General features: G+C 33.4%; 6 protein-coding genes and 11 pseudogenes. All 17 read left to right on the top strand.

Going from position 1 to position 20,246, the window contains the following annotated elements:
* The first annotated feature begins 185 nt into the window (after positions 1-185).
* Positions 186-617, top strand: a complete 432-nt coding sequence (locus PL321_RS01675; RefSeq protein WP_273963244.1) for a hypothetical protein — start codon at positions 186-188, stop codon at positions 615-617.
* A 1-nt stretch (position 618) separates the two neighbouring features.
* Positions 619-1,375: pseudogene (locus PL321_RS01670) on the top strand (pseudouridine synthase).
* A gap of 32 nt (positions 1,376-1,407) precedes the next feature.
* Positions 1,408-1,706: pseudogene (locus PL321_RS01665) on the top strand (YerC/YecD family TrpR-related protein).
* A gap of 101 nt (positions 1,707-1,807) precedes the next feature.
* Positions 1,808-4,032: pseudogene (gene pcrA, locus PL321_RS01660) on the top strand (DNA helicase PcrA).
* Positions 4,020-6,011: pseudogene (gene ligA, locus PL321_RS01655) on the top strand (NAD-dependent DNA ligase LigA). The pseudogenes pcrA and ligA overlap by 13 nt, the downstream one beginning before the upstream one ends.
* A 279-nt stretch (positions 6,012-6,290) precedes the next feature.
* Positions 6,291-6,578 (top strand): Asp-tRNA(Asn)/Glu-tRNA(Gln) amidotransferase subunit GatC, encoded by a 288-nt coding sequence (gene gatC / locus PL321_RS01650; protein ID WP_273963243.1) that lies wholly within the window; start codon positions 6,291-6,293, stop codon positions 6,576-6,578.
* Positions 6,579-6,583: 5 nt separating this feature from the next.
* Positions 6,584-8,040 (top strand): annotated as a pseudogene (gene gatA, locus PL321_RS01645) (Asp-tRNA(Asn)/Glu-tRNA(Gln) amidotransferase subunit GatA).
* The gene (gatB, locus tag PL321_RS01640; RefSeq protein ID WP_337960919.1) at positions 8,040-9,482 is read left to right on the top strand and encodes an Asp-tRNA(Asn)/Glu-tRNA(Gln) amidotransferase subunit GatB; all 1,443 of its coding nucleotides are present in this window, start codon (positions 8,040-8,042) and stop codon (positions 9,480-9,482) included. The pseudogene gatA and the gene gatB overlap by 1 nt, the downstream one beginning before the upstream one ends.
* Positions 9,483-10,031: 549 nt before the next feature.
* A complete protein-coding gene (locus PL321_RS01635; protein WP_273963241.1) occupies positions 10,032-11,558 on the top strand; it encodes a glutathione ABC transporter substrate-binding protein in 1,527 nt (508 codons plus the stop codon).
* Positions 11,559-11,690: 132 nt separating this feature from the next.
* Positions 11,691-12,615 (top strand): annotated as a pseudogene (gene nikB / locus PL321_RS01630) (nickel ABC transporter permease).
* Between the two features lie 105 nt (positions 12,616-12,720).
* Entirely contained in the window at positions 12,721-13,536 is an 816-nt protein-coding gene (locus PL321_RS01625; protein ID WP_273963240.1) for an ABC transporter permease, read from the top strand.
* 27 nt (positions 13,537-13,563) lie between these two features.
* Positions 13,564-14,541, top strand: coding sequence for an ABC transporter ATP-binding protein (locus PL321_RS01620; RefSeq protein ID WP_273963239.1), 978 nt, complete (start codon positions 13,564-13,566; stop codon positions 14,539-14,541).
* Between the two features lie 12 nt (positions 14,542-14,553).
* Positions 14,554-15,502: pseudogene (locus tag PL321_RS01615) on the top strand (ABC transporter ATP-binding protein).
* 860 nt (positions 15,503-16,362) lie between these two features.
* Positions 16,363-17,282, top strand: a pseudogene (locus PL321_RS01610) (ABC transporter permease).
* A gap of 12 nt (positions 17,283-17,294) precedes the next feature.
* A pseudogene (locus tag PL321_RS01605) lies at positions 17,295-18,220 on the top strand (ABC transporter permease).
* Positions 18,221-18,234: 14 nt separating this feature from the next.
* Positions 18,235-19,249, top strand: a pseudogene (locus PL321_RS01600) (ABC transporter ATP-binding protein).
* A pseudogene (locus PL321_RS01595) lies at positions 19,242-20,212 on the top strand (ABC transporter ATP-binding protein). Before PL321_RS01600 ends, PL321_RS01595 begins: the two co-directional pseudogenes overlap by 8 nt.
* Positions 20,213-20,246 lie beyond the last annotated feature (34 nt).

Below are 20,246 nucleotides of genomic sequence, written 5' to 3'. Positions count from 1 at the left end.
TAGAGATTGGATATTTAGATACACTAAAGGCCTTTAAAAAGGTTGTAGGTTATAAATATTATATAAAAAATAATAATAATGAAGGAATAGGAAGTAGCTATATTGGAAAACTAGATACTGAAGATTTTAAAAACCTGTATAGATTTTTAGGACTTGAATGGGGAAGGACAAATAAAAACAATAAAATGATAATAGACAAAATTTTAAGGGTTATTCAGCAATATACCCCTTCCAATTTTACAGCAGATAGTGTAATATTAGCTATGGCGGAAATAACAGCAGAACAGCTTGGAATTAATAGAAAAAGAATATATGAGTTAGATGAACTTATAGACACAATATATAATACCTATAATGAAATAAAGACAAGCAGTGATTTTAATGAGTATATTTCAGGGCTTAAAAAGTTAATATTAAGTAGAAATGAAATAGAATTTGACAGAGAAATGAAGAAGGTTTTTATGGAGGCAAAGTTTTTACTTTCCTTCTATCCAGGTATGAAGCAAAATGACGATATAAAAAGATTTAGAAGGCTGCTCTCTGTTTTTATGCCTAAGGTTGTTGTGGCAAACCTCTTTATATCACTAATACTTCAAAGAAAAGGCGTGGAGGTTTAAAATGTCTAAAGAGAGATTGGATAAGATTCTTGCAAATATGGGTTATGGAACAAGAAAAGAGGTTAAATTATTAGTTAGGTCTGGAGTCGTATCAGTAAATGGAAAATTAGTTAAGGATTTTTCAATGCATATTGACCCTGAGAAGGACGTAATTGAGGTGGATGGAGAAATTCTTCAGTATAAAAAATATATCTATGTTATGTTAAACAAGCCTCAAGGGGTAATTAGTGCAACAGAGGATGATTATGATGAGAACTGTTGTAGATATACTTCCAGATGAGTTTAGAATATTTATGCCAAGTCCAGTTGGGAGGTTAGACAAAGATACGGAGGGACTTTTGATATTAACAAATGACGGCGAATTAAATCATCTACTGCTATCACCAAAACGACACGTTCCTAAAAATATTACGCAAGGGTTCAGGGTGTAGTTACAGATGATGATGTTGAAAAGTTTAAAAAAGGTGTAGTTTTAGATGATGGCTATAAAACTATGCCAGCTGAACTTACAATATTAAAATCCGATGAAATATCAGAAATAGAACTTGTTATATATGAGGGAAATATCATCAAGTAAAAAGAATGTTTGAAGCGGTTGGAAAAAGGTAATATATTTAAAAAGAATTGAAATGGGTCCCCTTAAATTAGATGAAAGCTTAGAACTTGGTGAAAGCAGAGAACTTACAGAGGCTGAGGTTGAACTTTTGTATAATGCAGTAAAAAGTAGAGGGAGATTTTCCCTCTTTTTTATGGTATAATTTAGTTTAATAAAGTATACGAGGTGATATGTGTGAGGGAATATACATCAAAATTAAAAAGTGAAGAGATGGACTATCTATTTAGTGCAATTTTAAACCTTGAGACCCTTGAGGAGTGTTATAGATTTTTGAAGACCTTTGTACAATAAATGAGCTTCAGGCAATGGCACAAAGGCTTCAGGTTGCTAAAATGCTTCTTGAAAGAAAAACATATATAGATATAGCAGAGACAACTGGGGCAAGCACAGCAACTATAAGTAGGGTAAACAGAAGCTTAAATTATGGACAAGATGGCTATAAAATTGTGTTTGAAAAGATGAAGCAAAAATAGAGGGTAGCAAATGCTGCCCTTTATTTATGTTAAGTGGAAGCAATTTAAAAATAATGGTATAATCTATAATATTGAAGTCTTATTAGGAGGAATAAAGAGGTATGTTGGATTTAAGTGTTTTAAACAAGGAGCAGAGAGAGGCTGTTGAAACTTTAGAGGGACCTCTTTTAATACTTGCAGGTGCAGGTAGTGGTAAAACGAGGGTTTTAACATATAGGATAGCAAATTTAATTGAGAAGGGAGTATATCCAGGCAACATATTGGCAATAACATTTACAAATAAGGCTGCACAGGAGATGAAGGAGAGAATAATTCAAATTGTAGGCGATGAGGCAAGGAATATATGGATAAGTACCTTCCATTCAGCCTGTGTTAGAATCTTAAGACAGGATATAGAAAAGTTAGGATATAACAGGGACTTTGTTATATATGATACACAGGATCAAGAAAAGGTAATAAAGGAATGCTTAAGTGAGCTTAATATAGATGAAAAGGTGATGCCTCCAAAGGATGTTTTATCTAAAATAGGTTCTTTAAAGGATGAACTTATGGATGCAGAAACCTACTATGGTAGATATGGTATGGATTTTAAAACCAGAAACCTTGCAAACATATATAGAATGTATCAAAGAAAGCTAAAAAGAGTAATGCCCTTGATTTTGATGATATAATAATGCTTACAGTTAAACTGTTTAAGGAGAATCAAGACGTTTTAAGTTATTATAGAAGGAAGTTTAGATATATTTTAGTTGATGAATATCAGGATACAAATAGGGCTCAATATGAATTTGTAAACATACTTGCAAAAGAGCACAGAAACCTTTGCGTCGTAGGGGATGATGACCAGTGCATTTACAGTTGGAGGCGAGCTGATATAAGAAACATATTAGATTTTGAAAAGGATTATCCTGATGTAAAAATAATTAAACTTGAGCAAAACTACAGATGCACAAAAAGATACTGGATGCTGCAAACTATGTAATTCAAAACAATGAAAAAGAAAGCAAAAAGGCTTTGGACTCAAAATGAATTAGGTGAAAACATAAGATTTTATAAAGCAGAAAATGGTGAAGATGAAGCTTTATTTATTGTAAAAGAAATAAAAAGGCTAATTGCAGAGGGGCATAGCCTATCAGATTTTGCTATATTATACAGAACAAACGCAATGTCACGTATTTTAGAAGAAGCCTTTGTTACGTCATCTATACCCTATAGGGTTGTAGGAGGACTGAAGTTCTATGACAGAAAAGAAATAAGGGATATATTAGCATACCTTAGAGTTATAAACAATCCTTTAGATAATATAAGCCTTGAGAGAATCATAAATGTGCCAAGAAGGGGTATAGGACAGGCAACTATTGATAAGGTAAAGGAATACGCAAATAGCAGGGATATAAGCTTATATTCAGCCCTTCTTGAGATAGATAGAATAGATGGAATTACTAAACGTGCTGCCAATGCAATAGAGAAGTTTATAAGCCAGATGAATTACTTTATGATAAGTAAAGAAAGAATGACAGTATCTAATCTTATATCAGAAATACTTGATACAACAGGTTATATAAAGGAACTTATAGAGGATAATACAAAGGAGAGTCAAGATAGGATAGAAAACTTAAACGAATTTAAATCAGCAGCTGTGGAATTTGAAGAACAAAATGAAGATAAAAGCTTAGCAGCGTTTTTAGAAAGAATTGCACTGGTATCAGACCAAGACCAAATTGAAAATGCAGATGCTGTAACGTTAATGACTCTTCATACTGCAAAGGGACTTGAATTTAATGTTGTATTTATAGCTGCAATGGAGGAGGGAATATTCCCACACTTTTCAGCAAAGGAAGATGAGGATGAGCTTGAAGAGGAAAGAAGACTATGCTACGTTGGAATAACAAGAGCTAAAAAGAAGCTTTATTTAACCTGTGCACAGCAAAGGATGATGTATGGAAGGACAATGTTTAATAGTGTATCAAGTTTTATTGAGGAGATACCAGAGCACTTAATAGATGATATATCTCCAAAGCGAATGAGTTTTAATAGAGTTTACAGCTATGATGATTACAGGACACCAAGCAAGACAATATCTACAGTAAACAAAATAAATACAACACCAGTTATTCAAAAGCCTACTTTAAATAAGCCTTCAAACTATGATGTTGGAATGCTTGTTAAACATAAAATATTTGGTGTTGGAAAGGTTGTAGCAGTTAAGGAAATAGCGGCTGATAAAATGATTACTGTTGAATTTGATAAAGCTGGAGTTAAAAGCTTACTTGCATCTACTGCACCCCTTGAAAAATATAATGAGGTGATTTTATGGAGGATGTAAAGAAAAGAATAGAGGAATTAAGAAGGTTAATTGAATATCATAATCACAGATACTATGTTTTAGATGACCCTGAGATTTCTGATGCAGAATATGATAAGCTTATGAAGGAATTGGAGAAGTTAGAAAAACAGCATCCTGAATACTTTGATGAAAATTCCCCAACCCAAAGGGTTGGTGGAGCTCCTTTAAAGGAGTTTAAGGAGGTAAGACACAGTGTACCTATGCTTAGCCTTCAGGATGTTTTTAGTTTTGAAGAATTAAAGGACTGGGATAGAAGGGTAAGAAGTGAGATTTCTGAGGTAGAGTATGTAGTTGAACTTAAAATAGATGGACTATCTGTCTGTTTAAGCTATGAAAATGGTCAACTAAAAACTGCTGCAACTCGTGGTGATGGTGTTGTTGGTGAGGATGTTACGGCGAATGTTAGAACAATAAAGAGTGTTCCTCTAAAGATAGATTACCCAAATGTACTTGAGGTAAGAGGAGAAATTTATATGCCGAGGGATGCATTTTTAAAACTCAATGCACAGAGGGAAGAGTTGGAGGAACCATTGTTTGCAAATCCAAGAAATGCAGCTGCAGGTTCAATAAGACAGCTTGATTCAAAGGTCACAGCAGAAAGAAAACTGGATATATTTATATTTAACATACAGAGAATAGAAGGAAAAGAATTTGAAAAACACTCAGAAGCTCTTGAATTTTTAAAGGAGTTAGGGTTCAAGGTAAGTCCAAAAGAATTATTTGTAAAAATGTTGATGAGGTAATAGAAGTTATAAAGGAGCTTGGAGAAACAAGAGGTGAACTGCCCTTTGACATTGATGGAATTGTTATAAAAGTAAATGACTTAAAGGATAGAGAGAAATTAGGTCAGACAGCAAAGGCACCAAGATGGGCAGTTGCATACAAGTATCCTGCAGAGAAAAAGAAAACAAAGCTTGTTGATATAATTGTTCAAGTAGGTAGAACAGGTGCGATAACTCCAACTGCAATTTTAGAGCCAGTTAGAATAGCGGGTTCAACAGTATCAAGGGCTACTTTACATAATGAAGACTATATTAGACAAAAGGATATTAAGATTGGGGACAGTGTAATAATTCAAAAGGCAGGAGATATAATACCTGAGGTTGTAGAGGTTGTTTTTGAGGATAGAGATGGAGACGAAGTAGAGTTTAAAATGCCATCAAAATGCCCAGAATGTGGTGGAGATGTTGTTAGGGAAGAAGGAGAAGTTGCACTTAGGTGTACAAATATGTCTTGTCCTGCACAAATAAAAGAAGTATTATTCATTTTGCTTCAAGGGATGCGATGAACATTGAAGGACTTGGGCCTCAGATTGTTGCACTGCTAATAGATAATGGACTTATAAAAGATGCAGCAGACCTTTATTATTTGCAGTTTGATGATGTTGTTAAGCTTGAAAGAATGGGTAAAAAGTCAACTGAAAATCTACTTAAGGCAATAGAGAACTCAAAGCAAAATGATATAGACAAATTGATATTTGCACTTGGAATACGATACGTAGGAAGTAAAACTGCAAAGAATCTTGCAAAAGAGTTTAAGAGTATAGATGCACTAATTAAGGCAACCTATGAGCAATTAGTTCAAGTTGAAGAGGTTGGAGACAAAATGGCAAAAAGTATAGAGGCCTTCTTTAGGGAAGAGCATAATAGAGCTCTTATAGAAAAGCTAAGAGCAGCAAATGTAAACTTTACTTCAAAGGACGAGGGACAAAAGTCCGACTTATTTAATGGTCTTACCTTTGTTTTAACAGGAACACTTTCAAAATATACAAGAAATGAGGCAAGTGAACTAATTGAAAAGTTTGGAGGTAAGGTATCCTCGAGTGTATCTAAAAAGACAAATTATTTATTATGTGGGGAAGATGCAGGAAGTAAGCTAAAAAAGCAAAGGAATTGGGAGTAAAGATAATATCTGAGGACGATTTTGAAAGAATGTTAAATGAAGGTGAATTGATATGAAATTTTTAGATTATATAATGTGGGTCAGTTTTATTGTTACCAGTATAATTTCAATATTTACCATTATTGTTTCCTTTGGTATAGTGTATATAAGTGAGTTTTCAACTTTTGTACCCCTTGAGATTTCCCTAACTTTGTCTCTTGTTTTATGGGGAATAAATTGTAAGTTTAACAGGGATGTATGCTATACAAAAATAATTTTTGTATAAGCTTTGTATTAGCTTTTATACTATTAATTTTCTTGATTTTAGGAATTTATTAAGAAGGGAAGGTGTTTATATGTCAGTTACTGTTCGTGATGTAGAGTATGTTGCAAAGCTTGCAAGACTTGAATTTACAGAAGAACAAAAACAAAAGTTTACAGAGGATTTAAATGGTATTTTAAACTATGTTGAAATGCTAAAAGAGGTTGATACAGACGATGTTGAAATCAGCATTGGTGCCTACAGAGTAGAAAATGCATTAAGGGAGGATGTAGTTAAGGATTCCTTTAATAGAGATTCTCTACTTAAGAACGCACCAGATTCTCAAGATGGATTTGTTAAAGTTCCAAAGGTTATTGAATAGGAGGGATAAAGGTGCATACTAAAACACTTCACGAGATAAGAGAACTTATTAATAAAGGAGAGGTAAGCTGTGTTGAGCTTACAAAGAATGCTTTAGATAGAATCAGCAAGGTAGATGATAAAGTTGGTGCCTTTCTTCAAGTTGATGAAGAAGGTGCAGTAAATAAAGCCAAGGAAGTAGATGAAAAGATAAAGAGGGGAGAAGATGTATCTTTCCTTGCAGGTATCCCAATGGCTATAAAGGATAATATCTGTGTTGAAGGACTTAAGACTACCTGTGCTTCAAGGATGCTTGAAAATTTCATAGCACCCTATGATGCTCACGTTACAAAGCTTTTAAAGCGAAATGACGCTGTTATATTAGGAAAGCTTAATATGGATGAGTTTGCTATGGGTTCTTCTTCAGAAAACTCAGCCTTTAAAAAGGTAAGAAATCCTTATGATTTAGAAAGGGTTCCTGGTGGTTCATCGGGTGGTTCTGCAGCAGCAGTTGCAGCAGGCGAAGCCTATTATACATTAGGTTCTGATACAGGTGGTTCTATAAGACAGCCTGCATCCTTATGTGGAGTTGTAGGTTTAAAACCAACCTACGGAAGAATATCAAGATATGGTCTTGTTGCCTTTGCATCATCCCTTGATCAAATAGGACCTTTTACAAAGGATGTTGAGGATTGTGCTCACGTTCTTAAGGCAATTGCAGGTTATGATGAAATGGATTCAACAAGTGCAAAAAGAGAGGCAGAAGACTATACAAAATACTTAAATCAAGATATAAAGGGACTAAAGATAGGTATTCCAAAGGAATACTTTGCAGAAGGGTTAAATGAAAATGTAAGAAAACAAATAGAAAACGCAATAGAAGTTTATAAAAAGCTTGGAGCTGAAATTAAAGAAATAAGCCTTCCAATGTCAAAATACGCTCTTGCAGTTTACTACATTCTTGCAAGTTCAGAGGCAAGTTCAAACCTTGCAAGATTTGACGGTATAAGATATGGATATAGGGCAGATGAGTTTGAAGATGTTGTAGATCTTTATGTTAAATCAAGAAGCCAAGGATTTGGAGATGAAGTAAAAGAAGAATTATGCTTGGTACATATGCACTTTCTGCTGGTTATTATGATGCATATTATAAAAAGGCACTAAAGGTTAGAACATTAATTATAAATGAATATAAAAAGGCCTTTGAAGATGTTGATGTAATACTTACTCCAACATCACCAACTGTTGCCTTCAAGATAGGGGAGAAGTCCAACAATCCACTTGAAATGTATTTATCAGATATATACACAGTTCCAATAAATATTGCAGGAGTTCCAGCAATTTCAATTCCAGCAGGTTTTGTTGGAGGTCTACCAGTTGGTATGCAGCTTATTGGAAATTATTTTGATGAGGGAACATTAATAAAGGTAGGCCACGCCTTTGAAAGAGAAACAGAATTTTCAAAGGTTAGACCTAACATTTAATGGGAGGTGTAAAAATGGAGTTTGAAGCAATAATCGGACTTGAAGTTCACGCCGAACTTTCAACAAAAACAAAGATTTACTGTGGCTGTACAACAGAATTTGGAGGAGAACAAAATACCCACTGTTGTCCTGTATGTATGGGACTTCCAGGTGCCCTACCTGTTTTAAATAAAGAGGTTGTAACTTATGCAATGAAGGCAGGTCTTGCTTTAAATTGTGAAATTAACAAGGAAACATATATGGCAAGAAAAAATTATTTTTATCCAGACTGCCCTAAGAATTATCAAATAACGCAGGATGAGACTCCTCTTTGTAAAAATGGATATGTTGAAATAGTAACAGACGAAGGTGTAAAGAGAATTGGAATTCAAAGAATACATATAGAAGAGGATGCAGGAAAAGCATTACATAGAGAAGACGGAACCTACGTTGATTTTAACCGATCTGGAGTACCACTTATTGAGATTGTTTCAAAGCCAGATATGAGAAGTGCTCAAGAGGCAAAGATGTACTTAGAAAATTTAAAGGCAATATTGCAATATACAGAAGTATCTGACTGTAAGATGGAGGAAGGCTCCCTAAGATGTGATGCTAATGTTTCAGTAAGACCTAAGGGTTCTACTGAATTTGGAGTAAAGACAGAAATTAAGAATATGAATTCCTTTAAGGCGGTTGAAAAGGCTATAGAGTATGAAATAAAAAGACAGATAGAGGCAATAGAAAGAGGAGAAAAAATAGTACAGGAAACAAGAAGGTGGGATGAGGCAAAGGGAGAAACTATAGTTATGAGGAGTAAAGAGGAGGCCCACGACTATAGATACTTCCCAGAACCAGATATGGTTTATTTAGTTGTTGATGATGAATGGATACAAAAGGTTAAAGATACACTTCCAGAGCTTCCTGATAAAAAGAGAGCAAGGTATATAAATGAATATGGGTTACCAGAATATGACGCATCAATACTTACATCATCAAAGGCACTGGCAGCCTTCTTTGAACTGACAGTTAAAGAAGGTGCTTCACCGAAGGATGCAAGTAATTGGATTATGGGTGAAGTATTAAGAACATTAAATGATAGAGAAATGAGTATTGAAGAAATAAAAGTTGAACCTAAGCATCTTGCAAAGCTTATTGAGCTAATTAACAATGGAACTATAACAGGAACAATAGCAAAGAAGGTATTTAAGGATATGTTTGAAACAGGGGATGATCCTGAAAAGATAGTTAAGGAAAAGGGAATGGTTCAAATTTCCGATGAAAATGCAATAAGGGAGATAGTAAATAAGGTTCTTGATGAAAATCCTCAATCTGTTGAGGATTATAAGAATGGTAAGACAAAGGCTATGGGATTTGTTGTAGGTCAGGTAATGAAGGCATCAAAGGGTAAGGCAAATCCACAGCTTGTTAATAAGTTGGTTGAGGAAGAATTAAAGAAAAGATAATTTAAGAGCACACATTGTGTGCTCCTTTTTATAAAAAATCAGGTTATTATTTGTATTAATATTCGACAATTTGTTAAGTTAACATTTAGATACAATTATTCAATATATTACAATATATGACATATGAAATAAATAAAATTATTCATTAATTGTATAAAAAATGAAGTAGAAAGAATAAAAAATGCAAAAATCAAGTAAAAATGATAAGAATAATTCAAGAAAATGTAACGAAATGTTTAATAATTAATTAAATTTAAGAATATTAATTAAAAAATTATATTAAATTTACAAAAATGTAAAATTTACAAATTAATTAAAACAAGTTAAAAAAATAACTAATCACAAAAACAAGTATCTGCAAGGAATTATGCATCAACTTAATATTTGACATAAAAAAGTATTGATATTTCATAACCTTTTATTTATCATAAGAATATACAGAATTAACTGAATTTTAAATTTAAATTAAAAATTTAGTTAATTACATAAGGTAAGAAAAAATATTCACTGGCCAAATTTAAATAATCTATATTAAAGGGAGGAGAAAAAATGTTAAAGAACAAGAAACTTTTAACTGTTTTAGCCCTAATGCTTTCCTTTGTTTTTGTCCTAACTGGATGTGGCAAAGGAGGAAATACAGCAGAAGGCGGAAAAGATTCAATTATTGTTGCACAAGGTGCTGATGCAAAATCGTTAGATCCACACGCAACAAATGACCAGCCATCATCAAGAGTAATGAAACAAATTTATAACACACTTGTTGTAATGAATGAAGATATGCAAATCCAACCAGGACTTGCTGAATCTTGGGAACAAAAGGATGAAAAAACTTGGGTGTTTAATTTAAGAAAAGGGGTTAAGTTCCATAATGGTGAAGAATTAAAGGCCAGTGATGTTAAGTTTACTTTAGAAAGAATGTTAGCTTCTGACAAGGTTAATCATATTGTTGAAGCAATAGCTTCTGTAGATGCTCCTGAAGATTATAAGGTTGTTATAACTCTTAAGGAACCATTTGCACCAATTCTTGCTCATTTATCACATACTGCAGCATCAATCTTAAATGAAAAGGCGGTTAAAGAAGCAGGTGAAAATTATGGTCAAAAACCTGTAGGAACAGGTCCATTTAAGTTTGTTGCTTGGCAGTCAGGTGACAAGATTGAACTTGAGGCCTTCAATGAATATTTTGAAGGAGCTCCAAAGATAAAGAAAATTACATTCAGAAACGTTGCAGAAGGTTCAACAAGAACAATAGGACTTGAAACTGGTGAAATAGATATAGCATACGATATTGAACCAGTAGATAAAGAAAGAGTAAAGAATAATGATAAACTAACATTAGTAGAAGAACCATCACTATCAGTTGCATACATTGGATTTAACACAAACAAAGAACCATTTAACAAGAAAGAAGTTAGACAAGCTATTAACTATGCAATAAATAGAGATGATATAATAACAGCTGTTCTAAATGGTGCTGCACAAAAGGCTGGTGCACCAATAGGGCCAAAGGTATTTGGACACAATCCAAATATAAAGCCATATGAATATAATAAAGAAAAGGCAAAGGAACTTTTAAAGCAAGCAGGATTAGAAAATGGATTTAAGACAACAATTTGGACAAATGATAACCCAGTTAGAGTACAAATAGCACAAATAGTTCAAGCACAATTAAAAGAAATTGGTATTGATGTAAAGATTGAAACATTAGAATGGGGTAGCTATCTTGATAGAACAGGAAGAGGAGAACACGATATGTTCATTTTAGGTTGGGTTACTGTAACTGGTGACGCTGACTATGGTTTATATGCACTATATCACAGCTCACAAAAGGGTGGTGCTGGAAATAGATCCTTCTTTGCAAATGCAAAGGTTGATGAACTATTAGATAAGGCAAAGGCTACAAGCGATAGCAATGAAAGAGAAAAATTATATCACGAAATACAAGAAATAGTTGTAGATGAAGCACCGGTTGCAAATCTATACTATCAAACTCAAAACGTTGGTATGCAAAAGGCTATAAAAGGTTTCAGACTACATCCAGCTGGACACCACAGGCTATATAACATCAGCTATTAATTAAAATAATATAGTTATAAAGTGGGACCATCTGGTCTCACTTTAGTTTGTTAAACAATAAGTAAAAATATTCTATTATTGAGAAATAAAAACCTTTTTGGCACCTTAACTTTATAGCAAAGGAGGATAAATATGCGAAAATATATAACACGTAGATTGTTAATGCTTATCCCTGTAATATTAGGGGTAACCTTTATTGTATTCTCAATTATGTATATGACCCCTGGCGATCCAGCACAAATGATATTAGGTGAAAGTGCTCCAGAATCTGCAGTAAAAGCTCTAAGAGAACAAATGGGATTAAATGATCCATTTTTAGTTCAATATGGTAGGTTTATAAAAAATGCTGCAATGGGTAATTTTGGTAGATCATATACAACTAAAAGAGAAGTGTTTACTGAAATTTTTGCAAGATTTCCAGCTACATTGCAATTAGCTTCAGTAGGTGTTTTGCTTGCAGTATTAATAGGTATTCCTGTAGGTATAATTTCTGCTACTAAGCAATACTCTCTATTTGATAGCGTAAGTATGATTTTGGCACTTCTTGGTGTTTCTATGCCAAACTTCTGGCAAGGTTTAATGTTTATACTTTTATTCTCAGTTACTTTAGGATGGCTTCCATCAGGGGATACGGCAGCTTCAAGCACTTTGTCCTACCAGCATTAACACTTGGGACAAGTACCGCTGCAGTTATTGCAAGAATGACTCGTTCATCAATGCTTGAAGTTATTAGACAAGATTATATAAGAACAGCAAGAGCAAAAGGTGTTGAAGAAAAGAAGGTTATTTTACAACACGCATTAAAAATGCACTTATTCCAATTATAACTGTTGTTGGTTTACAATTTGGTGCTCTTTTAGGTGGTGCTGTATTAACAGAAACAGTTTTTTCTTGGCCGGGAATAGGACGTTTACTTGTTGATGCTATAAAGCAAAAGGATACTCCAATGGTTCAAGCTACAGTAGTTTTTATTGCTGTTACATTTAGTATTGTAAATTTAGCAGTTGATATACTCTATGCATATGTTGATCCAAGAATAAAATCACAATACAAGTAAGCTACTTGTGAAAGGAGGCTTAAAAATGGCAAACGTAGTTGAGATGCAAACAGCTGAAGTAAAGAAAACAAAAAGAGAAGTATTTGGGCAGAAGTGGCAAGAAGAATGGCTAAAAATAAAATGGCTATGGCTGGATTAGGTATTTTACTTATTTTAATTTTACTTGCTATATTTGCTGATGTAATAGCACCTTATGAAGAAGTTGCGATTAAACAAAACCTTGCTATGAGATTGAAGGGACCAAGTGCAGAGCACTGGTTAGGAACTGATGAATTTGGTAGAGATATTTTTGCAAGAATAATACACGGTGCAAGAGTATCACTAAAGGTTGGTATTGTCGCAGTTGGTATTTCTATATTAATTGGTGGTTCACTTGGTGCAGTAGCGGCTTACTATGGGGGAAAAGTGGACAACTTTATAATGAGATTTATGGATATACTTCTTGCTGTTCCAAGTATATTACTTGCAATAGCAATAGTTTCAGCTTTAGGTTCAAGCTTATTTAACTTGATGCTTGCAATTGGGATTGCATCTGTTCCATCCTATGCAAGAATAGTTATAGCATCAGTACTTTCAATAAAAGATCAAGAGTTTATTGAGGCTGCAAGAGCAATTGGTGCTAATGATTTTATAATAATTACAAGACATATCATTCCAAATGCTTTAGCACCTGTTATAGTTCAAGGCACATTAGGGGTTGCAGGTGCAATTTTATCAACGGCTGGTCTTAGCTTTATAGGATTAGGTATACAACCACCAGCACCAGAGTGGGGATCAATGCTTGCAGGTGGAAGAGCTTACCTTAGAGATGCTTGGCACGTTACAACATTCCCTGGACTTGTTATTATGATAACTATTTTAGCACTAAACCTACTTGGGGATGGTTTAAGAGATGCACTTGATCCAAAGCTTAAGCAATAAAAATTGGACCTGAAGGGAGTGTAAGATATGAAGGAAAAACTTCTTGATATAAAAAATTTAACAATTCACTATATAACTGATGATGGAGTTGTTAAGGCGGTTAATGGTATAGATATTGAGCTTAATAAGGGAGAGACCTTAGGATTAGTTGGAGAAACGGGAGCAGGCAAAACAACTACTGCACTTGGAATTATGAGATTAGTTCCAAATCCTCCAGGTAAAATATTAAGTGGTGAAATAAATTTTGAAGGTAATGATTTATTAAAGCTACCTGAGGGTGAAATGAGAAAGATTAGAGGAAATAAAATATCAATGATTTTCCAAGACCCAATGACTTCACTAAATCCAGTAATGACAGTAGGAGAACAGCTTGCAGAAGTTATACAAATACACGAAGGATTAAGTAATGAAGAGGCAATTGAAAAGGCTAAGAAGATGTTAGAATTGGTTGGTATTCCTGGTGCAAGACATACAGATTATCCACATCAATTTTCAGGTGGTATGAAGCAAAGAGTTGTAATTGCTATTGCATTGGCTTGTAATCCACAGCTTTTAATTGCAGATGAACCAACAACTGCACTTGATGTTACAATTCAGGCACAAGTTTTAGACTTGATGAAGAGATTGAAGGAAGAATTTAACACAGCTATGATACTAATAACTCACGATTTAGGAGTAGTTGCTGAGGTTTGTGATAAGGTTGCAATTATGTATGCAGGCGAAATAGTTGAATCAGCTTCACTTGAAGATTTATTTGAAAATCCAAAGCATCCATATACTTTAGGTCTATTTGGATCAATTCCAAATTTAGAAGAAGAAGTTGAGAGATTAAACCCAATTAAAGGCTTAATGCCAGACCCAACAAATTTACCATCTGGATGTCCATTCCATCCGAGATGTCCAAAGGCAAAAGATTTATGTAAGATTCAAGTACCAAAGACTACGGATTTAGGAAATGGCCACAAGGTAAGATGCTTAATATATGAAGGACTTGTTGAAGCATAGGAGGTGCAACAGATGGCTGATAAGTTATTAGAGGTGAAAAACCTTAAAAAGTATTTTAAGGTTAAGGATGGTTTTTACACGCTGTTGATAATGTTAATTTTTCAATAAATAGAGGAGAAACTTTAGGTGTTGTTGGAGAATCAGGTTGTGGAAAATCAACAACAGGTAGAGTTGTTTTAAGATTAATAGAAGCAACTGAAGGAGAAATATTGTTTGAAGGAAAAGATATAAGAAAGTTTAATAAGAATCAGCTAAGGGATCTAAGAAAGGAAATGCAAATTGTCTTTCAAGATCCATATGCTTCATTAAACCCAAGAATGACAGTTAGTGAAATAATAGCAGAACCATTAAAAATACACAAGCTTGTTAAAAGTAAAAAGAGTTAGATGAGAGAGTTGCTCAGCTTATGGAAACAGTTGGGCTTGCAGAGAGACTCTATAATACTTATCCTCACGAGTTAGATGGTGGTAGAAGACAAAGAATAGGTATTGCAAGAGCTTTAGCATTAAATCCAAAGTTTATAGTTTGCGATGAGCCGGTTTCAGCTCTTGATGTTTCAATACAGGCACAAATATTAAACCTAATGCAGGATTTACAAGAAGAACTGGGACTAACTTATATGTTTATTACCCACGATTTATCTGTTGTTAAGCATATATCAGATAATATAGCAGTTATGTATTTAGGACAAGTTGTTGAGCTTGCATCATCAAAGGAGTTATTCAAAAATCCATTACATCCTTATACAAAGGCACTACTATCAGCAATACCTGTACCAAGCATTAAGCATAAGAGGGAAAGAATTTTATTAAAGGGTGAAATTACATCACCTATAAATCCACCAGAAGGATGTAGATTTGCTAAGAGATGTTGGATGGCACAGGATAGATGTTTCAAGGAGACGCCAGAATTAAAGAACATTGGAAACGAACATCATGTGGCGTGTCACTTAGTTAAATAAATTTTAAAGAAGGCATTTTAAAATGCCTTCTTTTATGTGTAGAAAAATGTTATTAATTTAGAAATCATAATCGACAAAAATTTCAACTTTAAATTAAAAGTATAATTTTTGTGGGATGGATAAAAATTAATGTTTTTGATATTAATTTTAGTTAATATATTAAAATAGAGTGTAAATTTTAAATATTAAATAAAAAGAAATAAAATTGTTATAACATCTATAATATAAATATTTAGCAGCAATAGAAGTTAAAAATAGTATTAAAAATATTTTTTAAACATAATACAGTTGTAGGGAAAGTAATAAAACTTTAGTCTGATTAAGCAATAAAGCACAAAAAGCAATTTAACAGATATAGTATTTATAACATTGTTTAAAAATGCTCTATCAATATGATATATATCTTGCACAATAAAATATCTAACTCCAAAGAGCACCAATAAACAGAAAATAAACAATATTCAGAAATAAAATAGAGAGCTTTATGGAATCTGATTAATTATTAAAAAAATTTACAAAAGTAAAATGAAATTAATAAAAATTAAAATGTTATTAAAAAGTATAAATATACATTTAAAAAATTAAAATCAACAAAAATATTGCATAAAAATAATTTATGTGCAATAATATGTTTCATAAAATGTCATAAGCTATAAAAAGGTATAAAATACCAAGAAAATCTTAGAAGGAGAATATGAAAAAGTGTAGTATAATAAAATTACAAAAGAAATTTAAATATATTTCAGTTTCAAGTGTCGCAATACACAAAAATTTAATTGATTTTTTTAGGTTTTAGTTTAATATTTATTTAAAATCTGTTTAACCTAAAGGGGGAACATTATTTTAAGGAGCAGAGAAGAATGATTAACTACATCATCAAGAGACTGGTTGCCAGCGTTATTACACTATTTGTAGTTCTTACTGCAACATTTTTCTTAATGCACGCACTACCAGGTGGACCTTTTGATAGTGATAAGCCACTACCACCACAAATAAAAGCAAATCTTGAAGCAAAGTATGGATTAAATAAGCCGCTTTATGAGCAATATGTGATGTATCTAAAGAATTTAAGTAGGGAGATTTAGGACCTACTCTAAAGTATGAAGGTAGAACAGTTAATGAAATGATAGCATATTCATTCCCTGCTTCAGCAAAGTTAGGTGCAGTTTCGATAATTTTCTCACTAATTTTAGGAATTTATTTAGGAGTTGTTGCAGCTCTAAATCAAGGTAAATGGCAGGACAGATTAGTTATGGTTATTGCAACATTAGGGGTTACAGTTCCAAGTTTTGTTATAGCAACATTGCTTATGTATGTATTTTCAGTTAAATTACGTTTGCTACCATCATCTGGATTTTCAGGGCCAAAGTATATGATACTACCTGCACTTGCTTTAAGTGGATATTCATTATCTTTTATAGCAAGACTTACTCGTTCAAGCTTACTTGATGTTATTAGACAAGACTATATTAGAACAGCAAAGGCAAAGGGACTTTCAAGAAATGTTGTTATATATAAACACGCTTTAAGAAATGCACTTATTCCAGTAGTAACTTATCTTGGACCACTTGTAGCTGGTGTTTTAACAGGTAGTTTCGTTATTGAAAAGATTTTTGCAATACCTGGACTTGGTAGAGAGTTCGTAACAAGTATAGGTAATAGAGATTTTATGTTAATTATGGGTACAACAATTTTCTACAGCACCCTTCTTGTAATTTGTAACTTAATAGTAGATTTATTATATGCGGTAATAGACCCAAGAATTAAACTAGAGGCATAAGGGGTGATATAGATGGATATAACTAAGGAAATGTTCGAAAGAGTTCCTGAAAGTGAAAAGGATTTAAATACAATAGTAAGACCAAGTGAAACATATTGGCAAGATGTTTGAGAAGACTAAAACAAAATAAACTTGCAATGTTTGGGTTATATTTTGTTTTATTTATTACACTTCTTGCTATAGTAGGACCACCACTTGTAAAGATATTTAGAGGAATAGACTATGCAACTCAAAATTATAAATATTCCAATCAACCTCCAAGCTCAAAGTTTTGGTTTGGAACAGATATGTTTGGTAGAGATATTTTTGTAAGAGTTCTTTATGGTGCAAGAATATCTTTAACTGTAGGTTATGCAGCAAGTGTTTTAAACCTTGTAATAGGAGTTTTATATGGAGGTATTTCAGGTTACTTTGGAGGAAAAGTAGACCTAATAATGATGAGAATTGTAGACATACTATATTCAATTCCAATGATGATATACGTTATTCTACTTATGCTTATTTTTAAACCTGGATTAGGAAGTATTCTTGTTGCTCTTGCAATAGCATATTGGTTATCAATGGCAAGAATAGTTAGGGCACAAATTCTTTCATTAAAGCAACAGGAGTTTGTACTTGCAGCAAGAACATTAGGTGCAAGTAATGCAAGAATATTACTTAGACATTTAATTCCAAATAGTATGGGACCAATAATAGTAACACTTACGCTATCAGTGCCATCAGCAATATTTACAGAATCCTTCCTAAGTTTTATAGGTCTTGGAGTTTCTGTTCCAAAGGCATCTTGGGGAACATTGGCATCAGAGGCATTGGAAGGATTATCAATATATCCTTATCAATTATTGTTCCCAGCACTTGCAATTTCACTTACAATACTTGCTTTTAATTTCCTTGGAGATGGTTTAAGAGATGCTCTTGATCCAAAGATGCGTAAGTAGTTAGGGGTAACATAATGGAAAGATTGCTTGAAATAAAAATCTAAGGACTTCTTTCTTTACACACGTTGGAGAAGTTCAGGCTGTAAGAGGAGTAAGTTTTCATTTAGATAAAGGTGAAGCGATAGGTATAGTTGGAGAATCAGGTAGTGGAAAAAGTATAACAATGATGTCTGTTATGAGGCTTTTAGCTGATAATGGAAAGATTGTTGAAGGTGAAATTCTATTTGAAGGAAAGGATTTAGCAAAGCTTCCTGAGAATGAGATGCAAAGGGTTAGAGGAAATGAAATAGGAATGATATTCCAAGACCCTATGACATCATTAAACCCAGTTTTAACAATTGGTGACCAATTGATGGAACCACTTATAAAGCATAAGAAAATGTCAAAGCAACAAGCCTTTGACAGAGCTGTTCATATGTTAGAACTTGTTGGTATACCAAGTCCAAAGAGCAGAATGAGTCAATATCCACACGAGTTTTCTGGTGGTATGAGACAAAGAGTTATGATTGCAATGGCTCTTGCTTGTGAACCAAAGCTTCTAATTGCAGATGAGCCAACAACAGCTCTTGATGTTACAATACAAGCTCAAATCTTGGAACTTATGAAGGATCTAAAACAAAAATTAATACATCTATTATATTAATAACTCACGACCTTGGAGTTGTAGCAGACCTTTGCAGCAGAATAAATGTTATGTATGGTGGACTTATTGCAGAGACAGGTTCAACAAGGGATATATTCTATAATCCAAAACACCCATATACTTGGGGACTATTAAATAGTGTTCCAAATCCAAAGAATTTAGTTAAGGAAAGACTAAAGCCAATTGATGGTCAACCACCAGATTTATTAAAGCCACCTGCAGGTTGTCCATTTGCCCCAAGATGTCAATATGCAATGAGAATTTGTATGACACAAAGGCCTCCTTTATTTGAAATTGGAGAAGGACATAAGGCAGCGTGCTGGTTAAATCACAAGGATGCACCAAAGGTTGAAGCACCTATAAGAAGGGGGACCTATAATGAATAAGCCTCTTTTAGAGATAAAAAATTTAAAAAAATATTTTCCTATAAAAAAGGGTTTATTTAATAAAACTTCTCACTATTTAAAGGCAGTTGATAATGTTTCTTTTACAATAAATAAGGGAGAAACATTGGGGCTTGTTGGTGAATCAGGCTGTGGTAAAACTACCTGCGGTAGAACAATAATAAAGCTTTATGAACCAACGGATGGAAAAATAATTTATGATGGTGTAGACATCGCGAAGTTTAATGAAAAACAAATGCTTGAATATAGAAAAAGATGCAGATGATATTCCAAGATCCTTATGCATCACTGGACCCAAGAATGACAGTAGGAGATATAATTGGTGAAGCAATAGACATTCACAAATTGATGGGGGCAAAAGAAAGGGAAGAGAGAATACAATACTTATTAAATAGAGTAGGGCTAAACAGCGAGCACGCAAGCAGATATCCCCACGAATTCTCAGGTGGCCAAAGACAAAGAATAGGAATAGCAAGAGCTCTTGCAGTTCAACCAGAATTTATAATATGTGACGAGCCAATTTCAGCACTTGACGTTTCAATTCAAGCACAAGTTGTAAATATGCTTGAGGACTTACAATCAGATTTAGGTTTAACATACCTATTTATTGCACACGATTTATCAATGGTTAAGCATATTTCAAATAGAGTTGGGGTTATGTATCTTGGAAAATTAGTTGAACTTGCAGAAAGTAATGAACTTTATACTAAGCCATTACATCCATATACGCAGGCGTTGCTTTCAGCAATACCTATCCCAGATCCAGATGAATCAGCAAAGAAAAAGAGAATAGTTTTAGAGGGAGAAATCCCATCACCAATCGACCCACCACCTGGATGTAGGTTTAAAAATAGATGTAGATATGCAAAGCCAATATGTAGTGAACAAGAACCTGTATTTAAGGATATGGGTGGAGGACATTTTGTTGCCTGTCATTTATATTGATAATTTCGGCAGCATAAAAGCTGCCGAAACATAA

This window comes from Caloramator sp. mosi_1, from assembly GCF_028622835.1.
In the GTDB taxonomy this organism is placed as follows: Bacteria; Bacillota; Clostridia; order Clostridiales; family Caloramatoraceae; genus Thermobrachium.
This window is presented reverse-complemented; position numbering and strand designations above follow the sequence as displayed.